General features: G+C 62.9%; 16 protein-coding genes. 6 read left to right on the top strand and 10 right to left on the bottom strand.

The features are described 5' to 3' along the window. Positions 1-12 precede the first annotated feature (12 nt). The 6 genes from NLM31_RS05130 to NLM31_RS05105 form a co-directional block, all read right to left on the bottom strand. A complete protein-coding gene (locus tag NLM31_RS05130) occupies positions 13-3,417 on the bottom strand; it encodes a UvrD-helicase domain-containing protein (RefSeq protein WP_254191665.1) in 3,405 nt (1,134 codons plus the stop codon). 1 nt (position 3,418) lies between these two features. Beyond that, positions 3,419-3,997, bottom strand: coding sequence for a hypothetical protein (locus NLM31_RS05125; protein WP_254128290.1), 579 nt, complete (start codon positions 3,995-3,997; stop codon positions 3,419-3,421). Then, positions 3,994-4,851, bottom strand: coding sequence for a DNA-binding response regulator (locus tag NLM31_RS05120; RefSeq protein ID WP_254191663.1), 858 nt, complete (start codon positions 4,849-4,851; stop codon positions 3,994-3,996). The genes NLM31_RS05125 and NLM31_RS05120 overlap by 4 nt, the downstream gene beginning before the upstream one ends. Then, positions 4,848-5,921, bottom strand: coding sequence for a nucleotidyl transferase AbiEii/AbiGii toxin family protein (locus NLM31_RS05115; protein ID WP_254128288.1), 1,074 nt, complete (start codon positions 5,919-5,921; stop codon positions 4,848-4,850). Before NLM31_RS05115 ends, NLM31_RS05120 begins: the two co-directional genes overlap by 4 nt. Then, entirely contained in the window at positions 5,918-6,697 is a 780-nt protein-coding gene (locus tag NLM31_RS05110) for a DUF6088 family protein (RefSeq protein ID WP_254128287.1), read from the bottom strand. The genes NLM31_RS05115 and NLM31_RS05110 overlap by 4 nt, the downstream gene beginning before the upstream one ends. A 95-nt stretch (positions 6,698-6,792) precedes the next feature. Beyond that, a complete protein-coding gene (locus NLM31_RS05105; protein ID WP_254191662.1) occupies positions 6,793-7,806 on the bottom strand; it encodes a YiiX/YebB-like N1pC/P60 family cysteine hydrolase in 1,014 nt (337 codons plus the stop codon). 273 nt (positions 7,807-8,079) lie between these two features. Between NLM31_RS05105 and NLM31_RS05100 the strand changes: the two genes are divergently transcribed. Then, on the top strand, positions 8,080-8,361 hold the full coding sequence (locus NLM31_RS05100; protein WP_254191661.1) for a hypothetical protein: 282 nt from the start codon (positions 8,080-8,082) through the stop codon (positions 8,359-8,361). A gap of 720 nt (positions 8,362-9,081) precedes the next feature. On the opposite strand, the gene NLM31_RS05095 is transcribed toward NLM31_RS05100, so the two are convergent. Beyond that, positions 9,082-10,458, bottom strand: coding sequence for a SagB family peptide dehydrogenase (locus NLM31_RS05095; protein ID WP_254135217.1), 1,377 nt, complete (start codon positions 10,456-10,458; stop codon positions 9,082-9,084). Between the two features lie 93 nt (positions 10,459-10,551). Next, positions 10,552-12,792 (bottom strand): TOMM precursor leader peptide-binding protein, encoded by a 2,241-nt coding sequence (locus tag NLM31_RS05090; protein WP_254128212.1) that lies wholly within the window; start codon positions 12,790-12,792, stop codon positions 10,552-10,554. 425 nt (positions 12,793-13,217) lie between these two features. Here NLM31_RS05090 and NLM31_RS05085 point away from each other — a divergent pair, with 425 nt between their 5' ends. After that, positions 13,218-13,643 (top strand): hypothetical protein, encoded by a 426-nt coding sequence (locus NLM31_RS05085; protein WP_254128211.1) that lies wholly within the window; start codon positions 13,218-13,220, stop codon positions 13,641-13,643. 42 nt (positions 13,644-13,685) lie between these two features. Further along, positions 13,686-14,543 (top strand): VOC family protein, encoded by an 858-nt coding sequence (locus tag NLM31_RS05080; protein WP_254128210.1) that lies wholly within the window; start codon positions 13,686-13,688, stop codon positions 14,541-14,543. 74 nt (positions 14,544-14,617) lie between these two features. Here the strand turns inward: NLM31_RS05080 and NLM31_RS05075 are convergent, their stop codons facing one another. Then, a complete protein-coding gene (locus NLM31_RS05075; protein ID WP_254128209.1) occupies positions 14,618-15,079 on the bottom strand; it encodes a DUF6314 family protein in 462 nt (153 codons plus the stop codon). 123 nt (positions 15,080-15,202) lie between these two features. On the opposite strand from NLM31_RS05075, the gene NLM31_RS05070 reads away from it, so the two are divergent. Next, the gene (locus NLM31_RS05070; protein WP_254128208.1) at positions 15,203-15,436 is read left to right on the top strand and encodes a hypothetical protein; all 234 of its coding nucleotides are present in this window, start codon (positions 15,203-15,205) and stop codon (positions 15,434-15,436) included. 7 nt (positions 15,437-15,443) lie between these two features. On the opposite strand, the gene NLM31_RS05065 is transcribed toward NLM31_RS05070, so the two are convergent. Continuing rightward, the gene (locus NLM31_RS05065; RefSeq protein ID WP_254191660.1) at positions 15,444-16,403 is read right to left on the bottom strand and encodes an AraC family transcriptional regulator; all 960 of its coding nucleotides are present in this window, start codon (positions 16,401-16,403) and stop codon (positions 15,444-15,446) included. Positions 16,404-16,698: 295 nt separating this feature from the next. On the opposite strand from NLM31_RS05065, the gene NLM31_RS05060 reads away from it, so the two are divergent. Together NLM31_RS05060 and NLM31_RS05055 are read left to right on the top strand one after the other, a co-directional pair. Continuing rightward, the gene (locus NLM31_RS05060) at positions 16,699-16,941 is read left to right on the top strand and encodes a hypothetical protein (RefSeq protein ID WP_148755338.1); all 243 of its coding nucleotides are present in this window, start codon (positions 16,699-16,701) and stop codon (positions 16,939-16,941) included. Positions 16,942-16,966: 25 nt separating this feature from the next. Further along, positions 16,967-17,218, top strand: coding sequence for a GCG_CRPN prefix-to-repeats domain-containing protein (locus tag NLM31_RS05055; RefSeq protein WP_254128206.1), 252 nt, complete (start codon positions 16,967-16,969; stop codon positions 17,216-17,218). Positions 17,219-17,368 lie beyond the last annotated feature (150 nt).

Raw genomic sequence — 17,368 nt, 5'->3', positions numbered from 1 at the left:
CAACCGGTAAGGTCAGGCGAAGTTTTTTTTCACCGGCCCGGCGGGGGTCTGGCCGCAGATGAAGAAGGCAGGGCAGTTCGGGCAGGTGCGGAACGAAATCTCCGCCGGGAACCGGCCAGCCCGGATGTCAGCGAGGAACTTGACCAGCTTGTCCTCGCGCCCCCTTAACTCGCGGTCAGACAGGGAAATAGAGTGGGTGTCCCCGTCGGAGAGGTAGACGAGTTCCGCGGCGGCGCCTGGGAAGGCCTGCTTGACGGCCAGGATCAGCGCCGCCGCGCCGACATCCTTGGCGTCGGTCGATCGCATGTGGCCGGTGCGAATCCGGCGCACGGCTCTCTTGCCGTCCGGTCGGACCAGCACCTCGTCGGGCCGGACCAGGATTTCCTCGCCACCAAAATAAAGAACCAGCGCGACCGGCGGCTCGGCGGCCGCGCCGGCGCGATCGTCCAGGAAGAAGCGCAACATCTCCAGCGCCAGATCGCGAAAATCGGTGAGATAGCCGTGGAAGGCGAGCCCCTGCTCGGCAAGCGCCGCATCGGTCCGGTCCTGCAGCGCCTGCTCGCTCAAGATTTCCTCCGATGCGACGACAGCCTCGACGACCGAGCGGACAGCCTCATGCAGATGCATGAAGGCGGTCGCGGTGCGCCGACCGCCGACCTGCAGGACGTGGGTGTAGAAAAAACGGCGCGGGCAGGACTCATAAAGCGCGATTTGCGGGGCTCCGAAACGCAGCTTGCCGTCGACGATCAGGTCAATGCCACGCGCTTCTTCTGCCACCGGGAGCGGTCGGGCGGGAACGACCGAACGGCGCGCCAAATGCCCGCCAAGGCGGTCGAGGAACGGCGAAACCGGCCTGTTGTGGCCGTTGCTCTTCTCGGTCGGTGCATAGAGGAACAGGCGGTCACGGGCGCGGGACAGGCCCACGTAAAAAAGGCATTCCTGCTCCTCGGCCTGACCGGCGCGGAACGCATCGATCGCGCTGCCTTCAGCGCCGGTGACCATGCCGTCGGGCGGCGGACAGGGCGGCGCCAGCGGCGTCCGCGGCATGGTATCGCTGTTCATGCCCGGGATATGCACGGCGCCGAACTCCAGACCCTTCGCACCATGGATGGTCATCAGGCGAACTGCGTCGAGATGTTGCGCTGCCGCAGGCAACTGACGCAGGTCACGATCATCGCCAAGTCGGACGAGCCTGCGAACGCGGTCGAGCAGACGCGTGATGGGAAGCCCGCGGCCCGCCGGCTGCACCCGGACAAAATTCAGGAACTGCCATATGGCAATGCCACGGGTGCGGTCGGCCAGGTCCGCCGACGTTCCGAGGCGCGCGGCCATGCGGGTGCGCTCAAGAAGGATGGTCGCAAGCACGGTCCATGGCGAGGCTGTCTGATCGAAGCCGTCGAGCGCTGCCGAGAGCGCGGCAAGCGCCGCGCGGCCAGGCTCGCTCAGTCCGGCGATCGCCTCGTCCTGCCGCAACCAGCTGCCCGGCGTATGCTCGACCGTCCGCAGATGATCGAATACGGCCACGACATCCGCAAAGGAAGTGGCGAATTCGGGCCAGCAAGCAATGCGCACCAGGCCCATGGCGCGACGGTCGACAAGGAGCGACAGCAGAGCGAGGAGGTCCTTGACCTCGCCCCGCTCGAACAGGCTGCCCAGAAACAGGACCGGCACGCCGAGCCGCTCCAATTCCTGGCCGATCTTTGAAAGCTTTTCGTTGCCGGTGCAGAGAACGGCCTGGTCGCGATACGCATAGCCTTCGCCGCGGAGCTGTCCGATCACATCAGCCAAGGCGACTTGCTGTTGCTCAGCGCGATGGACGGTGCGCAATTCCGATCGATGTCCGTTGGCATCTCGGTCGGCTTCCAGGCCGCTGTCGGCATCGCCAGCCAGCATCTTGGTCGCGAAACTGGAGAAGGCATCGACGATTTCTGGCACCGAACGGTAATTGCGTTTCAATCGACCACGTTTGCCGCCGGCAAAGTCTTCCTTTCCGAACCGGGTCATGTTGAAGGAAGAAGCGCCGCGAAACCGGTAGATCGACTGTTTGGCATCGCCGACCATCCAGAGATTACGCCCGTCTGGCCGCAGCCCGGCAAGCAATCGCACGCTGCTGCGGTTCACGTCCTGATACTCGTCTACGAGGACGTGATCATATTGCGCCTGCAACGTCGCGCGGATCGCTGCGTCCTTGTCGAGCAATTGCACCGGCAGGGTCACAAGGTCACCAAAGTCGACGCAATGCGCGTTGCGCTTCATCTGCTCATACGTGGCATAGACACGGGCCACCTCGCCCGCGCGTTCCGCCATTTCACGGGCATCGGCTGTCTGCGCCTTTGACAGCATGCCGGCAGCAAGTGAAGCGTAAGTCTCGGCGTCGACCACCTCGTCCTTTGCCCGCGACACAGCCGCGAGCATGTCGGCAATGATCTGGGTGGGGTCGTAAAGATTGCGGTAATGCGCGAGACGCAGGCGCGGGAATTCTTCCTCGAGAAGTTCGACAGCTTCGGTCCGATCCATCATCCGCGGATCTTTCGGCAGGCCGAGCTCTGCATGGAAGCGGCGAATGATATCGAGGCCGAATGCGTGAAACGTCCCGATCCACATGGCCGCTGCAGCGTCGGGACGCTTGCGTGCAATTCGCTCCGCCATTTCGCCGGCAGCCTTGTTCGAAAACGTCAGCAACAACATCCGCCTCGGATCGACGCCTTCTTCCAGAAGGCCTTCGACCCGCGCGATCAGCGTCTGCGTCTTGCCGGTGCCCGGTCCCGCTTCGAGCAGATAGGCTTCACCGCGATGCGTTGCCCCCGCAACCTGTAGTGCGTTGAGCGGTCGCTCAACATGTTCTGCTGCGGCCGTCGGCGGGACCGACGGCAACAGCAAAGCGTCGAAAAGCTGCTGCGCGACGATCTCGAATGGTGCGCCTAGTTTGACGGCTATGGCGGACGCCGAAAGCCCCTCGTCGACATGGAGTGCCCTTACGACACTACGGGGGAGCAGCAACTCGCGCGCGAACAGGTCCATCTGGACTTCACGGCGTTGCTTGCGCCCATAGTCGACCACGCGGTCCATGCCGACGGGCGACGGTTCGGCGGCCCGAGCTGGATCGATGGTCGCTGCCGCCACAGCCCCATTTGGATCGTCGCCGAGCTCGACATGGCCAATTTCGTGCGCGACGAGAAAGGCCTGGTCGAAGCAAGAGCCAATATTCTCATGGATGATCAGATCGTCTGCGGCGACGAAGGTCGCGCGGCCGCCGTCCAGCACCGCTGCTCCCGCCGCTGCCGGCTCGACGTCGATCCCTCGTCGGCTGGCCTCGGCGACAGCAAACTCGTAAGGCGACCAGGGATCAGCGCCAGCCGCGACAAGGCGAGCGTGAAGCTCAGCAGCAATCTGCCTGGCGACCTCCACCCAATCCATGTCAGTCCGCCTCGGACAACAATCGAATCCTCTTCTCCGCCGGGACGCCGGCCTCGATGAGGACCTGCTCAAGGGTTACTTGCTCACCGACCGTGGGCTTGCTGTCGGCCTTGTAGCTCCGCGCCAGGTACGATTCAGGCGAGCCCCATGCCGCCTCGACAAGCGCGATGGTGCTGCCGGCGGCGTCAGCGAACATCTGGAGAAATCGTTTGGGGATGCTGATGAGCAGAACTCGGCGCTCGCGCAACGCGGTGACGACCTGTCGGGGTACGTCAAGACGGCGGGCGACTTTGCGCCAGTCATCGGCTGTCAGCGCTGCGAAGGGTTCGGTCGCCGCCGTCGGCAGCGCCGCCGCATGGCGCGCCCAGACAGCATCGAGCAATTTCGAATCGTCAGCCGTCAGGGGTCCCGTCTCGTCGTGGCATTCGCGGCCGAGCTCGCGCGAAAGGTCTACGAGTTCGGCCGCATATTCGGGGTAAAGCCGGAGATAGCGCTCCAAGGTCGCGCGATCAGGGATGGTTTCGACGGCAAACGCGTCGAGCACGTCCTCTCGGGATGGCCGTGCGCCAGCAGGACTCATAGCTCATCTCCTTCGGCCATGGCGGCCCGAATGGCGGCAAAGGCCTTGTCACGGTAGGTCCGGACGGTCTTTTCGGACCGGCGTAGGGCCTTGGGAATGGACATGACCTCTTTATCCTTGGGGTCGATGGGGTAACCCTCTCTCAGCATATGAATGATCCTGCTTTGTTCTGGTGGCAAGGCGTCAATCGCCGCCTCCAGACGCAGCCGGTAAGCCGGATCGTCGAAATTTGATGCGGCGAAGGGATCGTAGGCCCCTGCAGCCGTCTCGACCTCCTCCGAGAGTTCCCCGCTGTCTTCGTCGTATTCCAGAGGCTGGGACCGGTTCTCGTCGCGCCAAGCCTGTTCCTGTGCATCCCGTCGCAGGCTGGCCAACGCACCATCGAACCGCACCTCGAAATAGTCGAGCTTGTCGACATAGTCAGTGCGATCCGCCGAAAGCAGCTCGACAAATCGACCGAACACCTTGTCACGCACGATTCCGCGCGTCAGCGACTCGGTTTTACCGTCTCGGCTCTCAGCCTTGGGCAGACTGCGCAGGACCCTCTCGGTCAGGATCCGATAGAGCCGCTCGAACCAGATTTCGTTATTGTCGCGGCGGCTTGCGCGGATGAAATAGATGAGACATTCGCTGGGAATGTAGGCTTTTTCGGAGCGTTTGGTGATGGCCGTCCTGGCGACGAGGTCGTCGCGCGGCAGCAGCGCGAGCTCGGCGATGAGCGCGGTCATCTTCGGATCGCGTTCATAGAGTTCACCGGTCAAGCGTCGCTTGCGAAGCGGAGTTACGACGACGTCGCTTGACGGCGGCGTATCCGCCCGGGGCTGTACGCCAGCATTGTCGTCCGATCGTTTCATCGCACTGCCCTGCCGCCGGCGCTTTTGTTCAGGCGCGCCTCGAGTGTGGTGACGCTCTCTAGCACCGCCTCGAAGGCCGGCGGGTCGCCGAAGATCATGCCGGTCATGGCTCGGTAATCGACGCGCAGCTGCTCGATCATCTCGTCATGCGGTACGAGCGCAAAGGAGCCGGGCACAGCGCTGGCCAGATCGAAATCGGGGCGGTTGAAAAACATCCGTGCGTGCGCGACGCAGTCGGCTCCGAGCTCCGGGTCCTTGATGGCGGAAGCTCCGGCGCGCGTCGGAAGCAGCTTATGCAGGTCATAATAATGGCGCGACACGCGCTGGCCGCCGCCGCGCAGCTCGCCGCGCTTGTCGAACCAGCGCCGCAAGCCGTGCAGGATGACGACCTTGTCCCAGAAGGTTCGCTCGGGATCGACGGTCCGTACAGCCGGAACGGTCAGATCGAGCGCAGGCAAATCATCGTCGACATAGGGCTTGATCGGCACTTCGCTATTTGGATCGAGGGCGGATTTGGCGCCGGACTCGATCTTGATCGCGGCGCGGATGTAATCCGATTTCGGGGTCGCCGTCGGATACCAGATCAGAAGCGTCTGCTTGTCGCCGTCGGCGTCGTCGGCTTCCACCCGTGCGGCGCCTGCGTCAAGACCGGCAGCCTTCAGCCGATCGGCGAGGATCTGCGTCAGTTCGTTGCGCAAGGAGCCATTGATGTAGGCCTGGCAGGCCGCCTTGATCGCGTCAAGCCGCGCGCGGCGCTTGTTGTTGCTAAGAGCATTAAGCTCCTCGATGGTCGCCGGCTCGCCGATGTCGTCCCGAAAAACCGTAACGTCGATATCCTCGGAAAAGCGATTGATCAGGCCGAAGCCTTTGGACAAGGACGTTCCGCCCTTGAAGAGCAGGCGGGGCCCTCCCTCCTTCAAGCCATGGAACAAGGCGTCGAGCGTCCAGCAGACCCAGAAATCCTTTTCGATATTTTGGGATGCGGTGCCAAGACGCTGCGCGGTCGTATCGAAGGCGCTCAACATCGCGTCCGTTCCGGCTGCAAGGACCTCGTCAAAAGCCCGATTCATGTTTTCTCGCCCCTGACGCGCTTGGCTGATTGCACCTTGTTTGTTGAGTCGTCCCTGGGCCGGGTGCCGGCGGCGAGATGATCATCATCATCGGCGGCATGGTTAGCATCGACATGCCGATCTTGGACATTGGTGTCACCTTCTATCAGCGGCTTGAGGAACCCCCACATCCAGGTCGGAAGCGCGGTCTTGCCGGCGTCGATATCGGCCTTGAGCGGCGGCCCTGCCGACGGGTCGTCGAAGAGCTTGGCTAGCTTCTGTTTAACCCGATCACTCTCGCCTTCACGGGCCAGGAGATCACGCAACCAGTGAAGTGCCTGGATGACGCGCATGGCCGGCCGGCCGGCCCAAAACAGCTTGCTGGCTGCGGTTAGACGGAAAGTGATGGTGACATTGCCAAGCTTGATCGGTTGTTTGCGCGCGTCGGTATGGACCACAATTTTGGCCGGCACGGCGTCGGTCAGGCCAAGATCGTTGGCGGCGGTCATGCCGTCGACGAGCATCCGGGCTTGGTCGCGCCGACCGACGGCGTCGATGACGGAGCGAGGATCGGGCGGGTTGAGCTGCTGGGTCAGCCTGTTGAAACCGAGCTGATCATAGAGCCCGCGGTCAACCCTTCTCAGGTTTTTGGCGTTGGTCAGCCGCTGCAACGTCTTATCGACGGCGTCCCGGGAGGCGAGGTCGACGAAGTCGGTTGGCGTCCAAACCTTGCGTGGCACATCGGCCCGGATTCGCTCCAGGATTGCAGCCTTCAGATCGGGTGAGTCTTCGGTCATGTCCGAAAAATGTATAGCTTTTTCGGACTTAACACAAAATTAGTCGTCCGAAATATGTATACAAAATTCGGACAACTAAATTGAACCAGCTGAAATTACCCAGGTTTTTGGCGGTTCCCGGCATTTTCCGCGAGCCACGCCCGTGCCGCCTCAACCCGCATTTGGTGCAGGGCCATAAGTCGCGCATAGAGTTCGGCCAGCACTCGAAACGTGCTCAGTCCGGTCCGGTTCGCAAGCTCCAGATAGCCCAAATAGTTGATCTCGAACCGCCGCCCGCCCTCCGGATCCCCCAGCAATTCTCGGCAATACTCCTCCATTGAGGGCGCGCCGGCCGGGTCGCGCTCGATTGCCGCCCGCATCAGCTCCAGATGGTATTGCCAGCCGCTTTTGGCGAGTTCGAGCTGCCAAACCGTCAAATATCCCGATCTCTCGTAAGCCCGGCGAAGGTGCCGATCCTCCTCGGGATGGGCCAGCAAATAGCCGATGATGTCGTTGAGGCTTTGAATGCTGTCGGACCGCTTGCGAGCGGCTTTAAGAACCGCATTCGTCGCCTCAGACATCGCCACCAGCGTGTTCGCTCTCGCTTCCCAGAAGGCTACCTCCTGATTAGACGCAGGCAGCTCCACGTCGGGAATTTCGACGAGGTGCGTGCTGGTGCGAAGGTCTTCAGGGCTACAGTAGTCGGGATCCGGAACCAAGCTAATCCCAGCGAAAGCATAGGCCTGGGCGGCGAGCCGCGAACAGAATTGCTTGCGACTTCCGGCGCGCCGCATCGTGCGTGCGACAACGGCCATCGCCTCTTTCTTGGAGTATTCGGTCCCGGTGGCTGCTCTGACGAAATCGGTGACTTGCCGGATCACCTCTTCACTCAACGGCGTTCGATGCCGCAAGGCGACGACGATGGCGTCGTCTTCCAGGAAGAGCCGTTGCAGGTTGCTGGAATGGACGCCATGAGCCGTTGCGTCGATGAGCGAGGAGTGTTGGACGTAGACCATCGCGTGAGAAATCTCGCTCTTGGTCATGCGCCGGACGGCTTTGCTCACCTTGCCCGGGCCCGACGTCAGGATGATATCGCCTACCTGCAGGCGTTGAGGGTTCAGTTTTTTCATTGGCTCAATCGGATGTCTGCGCACCGGCGCAGCGACCAGTGTTGCAAAGCTTTGATCACGATTGCGTCGTTACATCGCAACTGTTCACTCTGCGCTACGACTTGCTTCCTGTCGCTTCCACGATCGACATCGCAAAGCGATGGGTTTGAATAGTTCTGTTGCACCGGGCGTTGCCCAAGGAGGCCCAACTGAGCACTGGGAATGGCAGGCACGTCCTAGCAACAGCGCTTCCGCGTCCGTCCGATTTGTACGCCAGGGTACGCAGGTCGCGCCATGAACATCCTTTCTTGTTCAGAGCTGCTTTATTTTATTCTCGTGGAGATCATCGAAGCAAATGCGGGAATCATGGTTGAGAATGAAAAGAACAACCGGCGCCGGCTCGTCGAGTTCAAGGACGGCTGCCGCTATGGCAAATTCGGAAGGACTAAGGCTTATGAGCTGATCGGCGACGCCAGGATTAGGGCCTACAAGATGGGAGGCAAAACCATGATAGACCTCGACAGCGTCGACAAATATCACGCTTCGCTGCCGAGGGTCGAAACGAGAGCAAATTAGGCCCGCCGATCTGCGTAGGATGCGGCGGTAAATCGCCGTCGAGCGGGCCCTCCTCGTTGAGTAGGGTCGACACGATCGAGCGCAATCTCGTAGTGGTCGCCGGCGGTGCCAATATTGCAGCCCACAATCCGCTGCGTCTTTTTAAATTGTCTCGTCAGACATTGTACGCCATCTGACTTTGGCACGCCTTGGTCGTTGGACGTCCAGTTCAGCGGCGCGCGATCAGGCGCTTTTGGCTCGGTCTCGCGCAACGCAACAGTGTTGGCCCGAAGCCCTGCCCCACCCCGCATACTAATTCTCGTCACGGCTGAGGTTCGATTCCGGTTGGGACATTGCGGCATGGGCCTGCCCTGCTTCCAAGGACTGCTTCCAAGGACCCGCTGAAAGTATTTTTTCAAGCTAAGACAGCACATCAGCTTGTCGGTATTTCTGTCGGTATCGGCAACAATCGACGAAAAAATCCATTTTAAATTCAACAAATTACTGCACTATGCTGTTATCGGCCAGGGGCACCACGCTTCGCCCGTTGGGCTTCGCGTGGCGCAGCCACGCAAGGCCGAACGGGCGAAGCGTGTCCGGCGAAGCCTCTTGGCGAAGACGGACCGCGAACCACGCCGCACAAAGGCCGATCCGGCGAAGCAGCGAAGGCTGTCCCGCCGCAGCCGTGGCGAAGGTGAACCTCCCTTACGGTTTGCGCCGGCGACATCCGGAGATATCCGACTAGCCCGCGCCGTGCGGTTTGCTACCGCGTCCGAGTGCGAACTGGCCGACCGGGCCTTCGACATCGAATGCGAGCCCCGTCATCTTTGCAAACTGTTCGATGTTGCTGGTGCCGATGGCGCAGCCGCCGAGGCCCATATCGGTCGCCGCCAGGTAGAATGTCTGGATCAGGCTGCCGACGTCCTTCAGAATCAGCGAATAGGCGATCGAGGAGTATTTCCAGGAGATCCGTCCGAAACGCGCGGCGATCGTGATCAGGACTTGCGGCGGACCGGACGCGCCCATGGCAAACTCGGCGGCCATTGAAAGGGCCCGCAGGTGCTGGGCAGCGGCGTCGATCGCAACCAGCACGTGGCCGCCGGCGTCGTAATGATAAAGTCCGGGAGCCAGCCCCTCGCAGTTCGAGACCGCCAGGTACAATTCAAGCTCATATGCGCTGCCTGCCGCCGGATACGGCCTCGAACTGTAGGTGACCTCAACGCCCTCGTCGAAATCGGCGCCGCTCTTCCATTCCGACAGCACGCGGGCGGTGGTGCCGAGAAACTGCGCGAGCTCGACGAGCGTGACCGGATGCTGGTCGTCGAAATCCCGTGTCGAATGGCGCTCGCGCAACAGTCTTGCGAAAGGCGACACCGCCTCCGGCTTGGCCGGCTGGCCGAGGGAGATTTTCCTGCCGGGCCAGAGCGGGCGCACTGCGGGCAGCGGCGGAACGGCGCCTGCATAGGCGTAGGCGCCACCGACCGGATCGGCATGGCGGCCCTCCGTGCTCCGGGTGTGAAACATCAGGTCGTGGAAATCCCAGAGCACGAGATTGCCATCCCCTTCGCTCATTCGCGTGCCGTCGCCGTCCTTCGCCCCGAGCTTGATCAGCATCCGGCTATCGAGCAGCAAGGCGAGCAGATCGGAGTTCAGGGAAGCCACTTGCTTGCGAAGCGCGTTGACCTTGTGAGGCTGCGACAAGCGAGCCAACGTCGCGGCGATGGCGGGATCGCAAATCCGGAATAACGCGCCAGCGCGCGGCGATTCCAGCACCATCTCGTTCCCGCGCCGGCGCAGATAGGCGAAGCGTGACAACACGATCGTATCGCCGCTCGAAAGCTTTGCGCGCTCCGGCCAGTATTCGGCGACCTGCGGCTCGATGACCACGAGATCTTGCGCATCATGCGGAGAGTACAGGCGATAGTCGAGCAGCCCGTGCCGCGCCAGTCGCTGCACCAGCGCGTGAAGCTGCTTGGCCGGCGCGCTCTTGCCGGCAAGGGCGGTGAGCGGCAGGCCGGTGACGAGATGTCCGGCACGGTCGATCGCCGCCATGCCGAATTGCCCGAGACTGACCGAATAGTCGGCCGAGACGGCGGCGATGCTTCCATCGGCCTGCATTTGAAAGGAGAAACGGCCGTTCAGTCGCGCGGCGATGATCGGTGCGCTCGTCCTGGTCGGCTTTTTCCGGGGAGCGCGCAACGAGGCCAGCCCTCAGGTGTGTGGCAGGAACGGAGTCAGTTCGCTTTCCAGCCGCGGACGATCCAGCAGCCCCAGCTTGACCGGCACATCGTAAAGCCGGCCTGGCCCAAAGCGGCGATAGAAATGCCGCAGGCCCGGAACGAGCACCCTGACGACGGGGACCTCGACATCGGGCCGCGTCTGGTCGAGCACGAGGAAGTCGTAACCTGCACGCGTTGCGATCTCGACGCAGGCGTTGACCTGGTGGCGGGTATTGTCATGGACCTCGAGGCCGGGGGCAGGCGGCAGAACGGGATTGTCGCTGGGGATCAGGAACGGATAATCGTCCAGCCGCAGCGGCGTAACACCGTCGAGGGACGGCTTCTCGCCGCTTCCACCGCTCATCATGCCTATCGACATGAACTGGGTCAGCTCGGTGAGGGAACGCAACAGCGCGATGCGGCGATCGAAATGCGAACCGGATCCGAACTCGATATTCTCGTGCCCATTCTGCATCCAGTGCATGATCGCGACGTAAGAAGGAATGCCGAGATCGCTGGTGATGTCGAGCACCCAGAGCCGCCGCCCCGCATCGGCAAACTGACGCTGAAGATCCCGCACGTAGGAATCCTCGAACTGCGTCAAATCAAGCTCGGCGCGCTGCACGCGGTTGTACCACCAGATCGCATAGGCATCGCGTTCGACCAGTTCGAGGAAGCCTTGGACAATGGCCTCTTCGCGGGTGTTGCCGGCCGCGCATCCGTTGGAATCGGTGTGGAAGCCGCCATAGAAGAAATACAGCAGGCCGGTCGGGAGATATTTGAAGCGCTTGTCGCGCAGCGACCAAACCGGCGACCATTCGGTCCTGCTCGCGGGATCGAACGGCTCGGGAACCGGATGCGAATCGTCAGGCAGCGGGACATGCCTGTTTTGAAACTGCGCATCGCTGAAGAACTGGACGTCGTTGGGAAGAAGCGCATCACCGGGCGCGAAATCGGCAAAGCGGCGCGTCGCCCTGATCTCGTCACCCTGGAAAATGCCCGAGTAGCGCTCGATCGCCTCCATCAGCGCGCTGGCCTCGCCCTGCTCGGCCGTGGACCCCTTGCCAAAGCTGCCCCCGCTCAGGCCGGACCTGAGCTGGTCGACGTTCCAGGCCGGCGCGGAGAAATTGTGGTGCGCGAAGAAATTGGTGTTCATCGGCAGATCGGCTTCGATCCGCTCGAGCCGCGACACCACGCCGGTCAGCGGACTGACGTGTTTGCGAAATCTCGCCACCGTGGCGCGCGACGTCACGGTGCGGTACCCACCGCTGGTCATGACGAGCTTTCTGCCTTCGGCGATCTCGATCGGCACCGCCGCTCGTCGTGGATTCCGGAGCTTCTTGCTGCCGCAGGCCGAACATTGCGGACGCTTCGCGACGTAGTGCTTGGCGATGACAGCCCCGGTCAGGTCGAAGCTTGCGATGTGATCGCTGAGATCGGTGCGAAATCCGGAGGCGATCGCCTTGGCGATTTCAACCGCGGCAAAGTGGATCGCGGTCTGTCCGACGGTGCCGCTGACGAGCGGCGACACGGCGACGGCCTGCGCGGCTCCGCGGTCGAGGAATCCCTTGATCTCGCGATTGCGGATCATGCGATCGTGCAGGCAAGTCCAGCAGGCGCTCTCGCCCGGCTTGAACACGGGCCCCACCAGCGGAAACACGCCTGATGGCTGCACCAGCAGCCAGGGCGCCCCGTCAGCCACGCGCTTCTCGTTCACCTCGGAGAGTTGCCGATCGAGATAGTCGTTCACGAGTGTGACGACGAGCCGGGGCGATCGCTTGGCGATCTGAACCCCAAGCTTGCTCAAAGCCGCGCTTAGCTCGCCCGCGCCTTTGACATCGATCGATTCCACCCGCACCGGCCAGTTGCGGAGATTCTCTTCCGCGATGTCGGGGGGCAGGCCGAGGCTTGCCCAATATCCGTCAACGACGCCGCCATGCGATGCTCCGCTGACGACGTATCGGCGCTCCAGCAATCGCCTGATCGCCTCTTCGATCTCGGCAACGGGAAAACGCTTCGATAGCTCACGGATGAGCTCGGACGCAGCCTTGCCGTTCTTTCCGATCGCACGCGCCAACTCACAATAGAGGTCGCCGTGCAAAAAGAACTTGCGGGCCTCGGAATAGAGACAGACCGCGTTGGGAGGAAGCAGATAGGCGGTGAAGTTTGGCGCGAATCGCAAAATGTCCTTGCGGGTTTGCTTCGCGGTGCGGCTCTTTCGCTCGACTGTCATCGGGGCAGCACGCTGATCCTGTTCCCGTCATTTCCGATTGCCGTCACGCGACGAACGCTTCGCGCGGGCACCGACCTTCTCTGCATGAGTTGGAACATACTCGCTCGCCATCGGCAAGCGGACGGACCGCATGACGCGAACGCCCTGACGCACGCAGCAAAGTGGCCGGGTCCTTGCGAGCCCGGCCAATGAAATCGCGACCTGTCGATGTCCCGTCAGGGAGCGCCAACGCCTAGCACCAGCGGCAGCGGCCCCACGATGCGCAGCACCCGGTGCATGCGATCGGCGCAACAACGGCACAGCCAATGCCAACGCCACAACCGACGCCGCAGCGGCAGGCTCTGCAGCCCGCGCAGCCTCTGCAACCACCGCAGCCGCGACAACCGCCGCAGCCACGACAGCCACCGCATCCCCGCGCGAGCAGGATGCCGCTCAAGGTTTTCTCATCGCTGGCGAGATGGAAAGTGGCAAGGCTGACATCGGCGAGTTCTTCCTCGCTGAGCTGGGTAAACTGGCCAGGCATGACGTTCAGCCTTTGCGGCGCGTCGCCTGCCGGAACTGCGGCTGTCGCATATGCGCTGCCTGCCAGCGAAAAAGTCAGCCCGGCTACTCCGAGGGCCGGCACTGCAGCTTTGGTCATCCGAACTTTTTTCGAAGCTTGCTTCGTTCGCCGCATGGCCGCATCCTCCAAATCCGGGAAGAATGAGAATGATTTCCTCAGGGCATCCTACGCCGAGCAACCAAAGCGAGCAAGAATTGCGCATCGACAAGATGTCGAGAGGCTGCTTTGTAATCTTCATGAACGACATCGCGGCAATTTTGCGTCGAGCATGCCGGACCATGGCGCATGATGCAGTGCGCAATCGCCTGCCCGCCCGAACGGAGCAGACAATTTGATCGATCGGGTCGGAGGTTTCGTCTGGTATGAGCTGCTGACGACAGACAGGCGGTCGGCCGCTGCTTTTTACGCCGAGATCGTTGGCTGGACCACGAAGGATGCGTCCACCGCGGAACTGGCCTACACGCTGCTGAACGCGGGTGACGCTCCGGTCGCCGGACTTATGGCGCTTCCGGAAGAGGGAGTGCGCATGGGGGCAACGCCGAGATGGCTCGGCTACGTTGCCGTCGATGACGTTGATGCGAAGGCCGCTCACATCCGCCTGCTTGGAGGCGCGATCCTGGTCTCACCGACAGACAGCAACATCGGCCGCATTGCGGTAGTCGCCGATCCGCAAGGAGCGACGTTTGCGCTGGTCACAGGATTGACATATGGCCGATCGCAACCGGGCGGATCGGATGAACCCGGACGAGTGGGCTGGCACGAGCTGCTTGCCGCGGATCGGAGCACGATCTTTGCGTTTTACGGAGAGCTGCTTGGCTGGCAACAGGCCTCTCCCGAAAACGATCCGGCGAGCGTGTATGAATTGTTCTCGGCGGCTGGACGGACGGTCGGCGGCATGCTCACCAAACTTCCGAGCGTGCCGCACGCGTGCTGGCTGCACTACTTCAATGTCGACGACGTCGGCGCGGCGGCCAGGCGGGTCCATGCCGGCGGAGGCCGGATTCTCCAGGGGCCGATCGAGTTGCCGGATGATTGCTGGATCCTGCGATGCGTCGATCCCCAAGGCGGCCTGTTTGCGCTGCAGGGGGCCTGGGATCAAAAGTCCTCTGCCCCGGAAGTCAGCTGGTCCGCCAGCTGGGATGGCATGACTTCAAAAGGCAGGATGGTGCTTCGCAAGCCGAAGCGCTAGCCGTCCGTGGCGCACGACGCTCCGGCAATCCGCAGTCGCTTCGACGAAAGCGTCATTGTCGCGATCCCCGAGCCTCACGCGGCCCGCGTGTAGGTCGTGATCATCGTGTAGTCCTTGCGCGGACCCGACACGACGTGACGAATGACAAAGCCACCATCGGCCAGGAAGGTGTAGGTCGACTGATAATTGTCGAGATTGCACAGATGGCCGGCGCTTCCGTTCAGAGCGCCACCATCGGATGCAGCAAGCTCAATCGCGTGGAATAGCCGTGGCGGCGTCTCCTTGAAGAAGACTTCGAATCCGCGGTCGCACTTGCGGAAGACGTACTCCCGCTCCGCTTCAAGCTCGGTGCCGTTCTGGAGCCTCAAGCGTCCCTGCTCGCGATAGGCGAGGCGCTCCGCGTCCAATGGCGTGAAGGTCGCGAGACCCTGCATGCTCCCTTGACCTGCGATGACCCGGTCGAACGACCAGCGGCCCGCCAGCCGCGTCATCACCTGCGACGCATCATCCCAAGCATCGATCACGGTTTCGTTCATGTGCTCTGGACCCAGGCGTCCGGCCGCTTCGTGGTTTCGCAAAATCCGCGGGGCCCGCGTTCGACTTTGCCGCGCCGCTACCTATATCCTTGCGATAATGCGTGTCGAGACGGTGAGCAAGTGATGGCCAGGAGACCGACGACGGACACCGGCGCCGACGATCCGCCCCGCTATTTCGTCTGGGTCCGCGGCCTCGATGGGCCCGAGCCGCAGAAATGGGTCGACATGGAGTTCGGTGTCGGCGACTGGAAGCGGCCGCTGGTGCTGGCCTGGCTGGAGCTGCCGCTGGACGAGCGGCGCCTGCCGCTGTCGATGCTGGCGCGCCGATATCCGCCGCCGAGGGTGGAGACGCCTTAGGCGCGCCTCACTTGCCCCGCGCCGCGGTCGGGGTCAGGCCGAACCTGCGGCGAAAACAGCGATTGAAATACGACAGATCATTGAAGCCGCAGGCGAACGCGATGTCGCTGATGCGCCCCTCGCGATGGGCGAGCAGGTCGGCCGCCTTGCGCAGGCGCAACTCGGTCAGCCGGGTGGTGAAGCTCGCGCCCGCTTCGAACAAGAGCTCGTTGACATAGCGCTCGGAGAGACCGGCGGCCGTGGCGAGCTTTTGAGCGGAGAAATCCGGCTCGTGGAAGCGCGCCTCGAGAATCGACTGCACGGCCTTCAGCCGTACCGCGCGCAGGCCCCGGCGCCGTGCCGCAGCCGCAACGTCGCTGCGGGCGCCCAGGCCGATCGCGGCGAGATCGAGCAAATGCGACGCGATCGCCATGCCGGCCTCGTCGGCGGCCGAGGGATGACGAAGCAGCAGATCGCTGTAGTCCATCACCAGCGACAGCGCGCCGCCGGGCTCAAGCTCGCAGCCAACGAGGTCGTCGACGTCGGCGACCATCGCGCGCAGTGAATCGACCGGCAGATGCACGTTGGTGAAACGCTTCTGGCTCGCGCCGTCTGCGGCGAAGAACGGCTCGTCGAGCTTCAACAACACCATCGATCCCGGCCGCATGGTGAATTCGCGGCCGCGATGGATCACCTGCGAGGAGAGATCGCCGGTGTTGCGCGCGAGGCAGAAGCGGTCATCGCCGGTCTCGATCACCTGGCGCTTTTCCCGGCGCACCGTGACGAAGCTGCCGTCGCAGCGGCCGAGCATGGTGGTGCCGATATGGATCGAGTTCATGGCGGCGCGAAACGGCACGTCGGAGGCCGGATCGAGCTCGCCGGTGTTGGAAAAATGCTCGAACAGCTCGGCGAAACGGATGAAGCGCTGCCGGTCGGACAGATCCTGCGGCAGCATCGCGGTCGAGAGCGACTTCCTGATGACGGACATCGACAAGGACTTCCGGGAAAAGCTTTTTCGGAAAAAATCGCGCAGAAAACGATTGAGCCTTGCAAGCCGCGGATGAACCCGCGCTGAAGGCCGACGGTCATAGGCTACCAGTACCGTCACCCGATTCAAGCTGCGCCGGTCAGTCCAAGCGGCAAGGCCTCGGGCGCCGGACAGTCCAAGACGGGCCGCACGCCACCATCCTATTCAGGCAGCGGATACGACATCCCGCCACACGCGAATCGCGTCCGGGCAACCGGGCGGCCCCAGCCTGACGCCCGCTGGAGGAGACAACGACATGCGAACCTCTCTACCCCGCAGCCTCGTGCTCGGCGGCGCCATCGCAACCAGCCTCTGCATCGGCTACGCGCTCGGCGCGCAACCGCACATGGACGAGGCGGTGGCGATCCTGCAATCGGCCCGCGCCGAGCTGGTCAAGGCCGAGCCCAACAAGGGCGGTCATCGCGAACGGGCGCTGGGGCTGATCGACCAGGCGATCACCGAAGTACGCGCCGGCATCGCTTTCGCAGCCACCCACTGACCGCAGACATCAGGGAGCAAGACGCATGATACGAACCGTGTTTGCCGCGGCGCTCGCGCTCGGCGCAATCGTCAGCTCGGCCCAGGCCATGCCGCTGGCGCCGTTCGGCGCACAAGGCAATGGCGATGTCATCGCGGTCGCCGGCGGCTGCGGCGCCGGCTGGCACCGTGGCCCCTATGGCGGCTGCCTGCGCAATTTCGCCAACCCCGCCGCGCATGCCTGCCCGCGCGGCTACCATATCGGACCCGGCGGTGCCTGCCGCGGCAACGGCAGGTAAGAGCCGACCACACCACCGCTTCGCGGATGAGAGTCATGCCCGGGCTTGCCCGGGCATTTCTTTTGCCGATTGTGGCGGAGATCATAGACAGCCGCAGCGAAACGGCGCAATCGTCCTTGCTACCTCAGCGCGATTATGGGCGAAATACAT

This window comes from Bradyrhizobium sp. CCGUVB4N (assembly GCF_024199945.1).
Taxonomy (GTDB): Bacteria; Pseudomonadota; Alphaproteobacteria; order Rhizobiales; family Xanthobacteraceae; genus Bradyrhizobium.
This window is presented reverse-complemented; position numbering and strand designations above follow the sequence as displayed.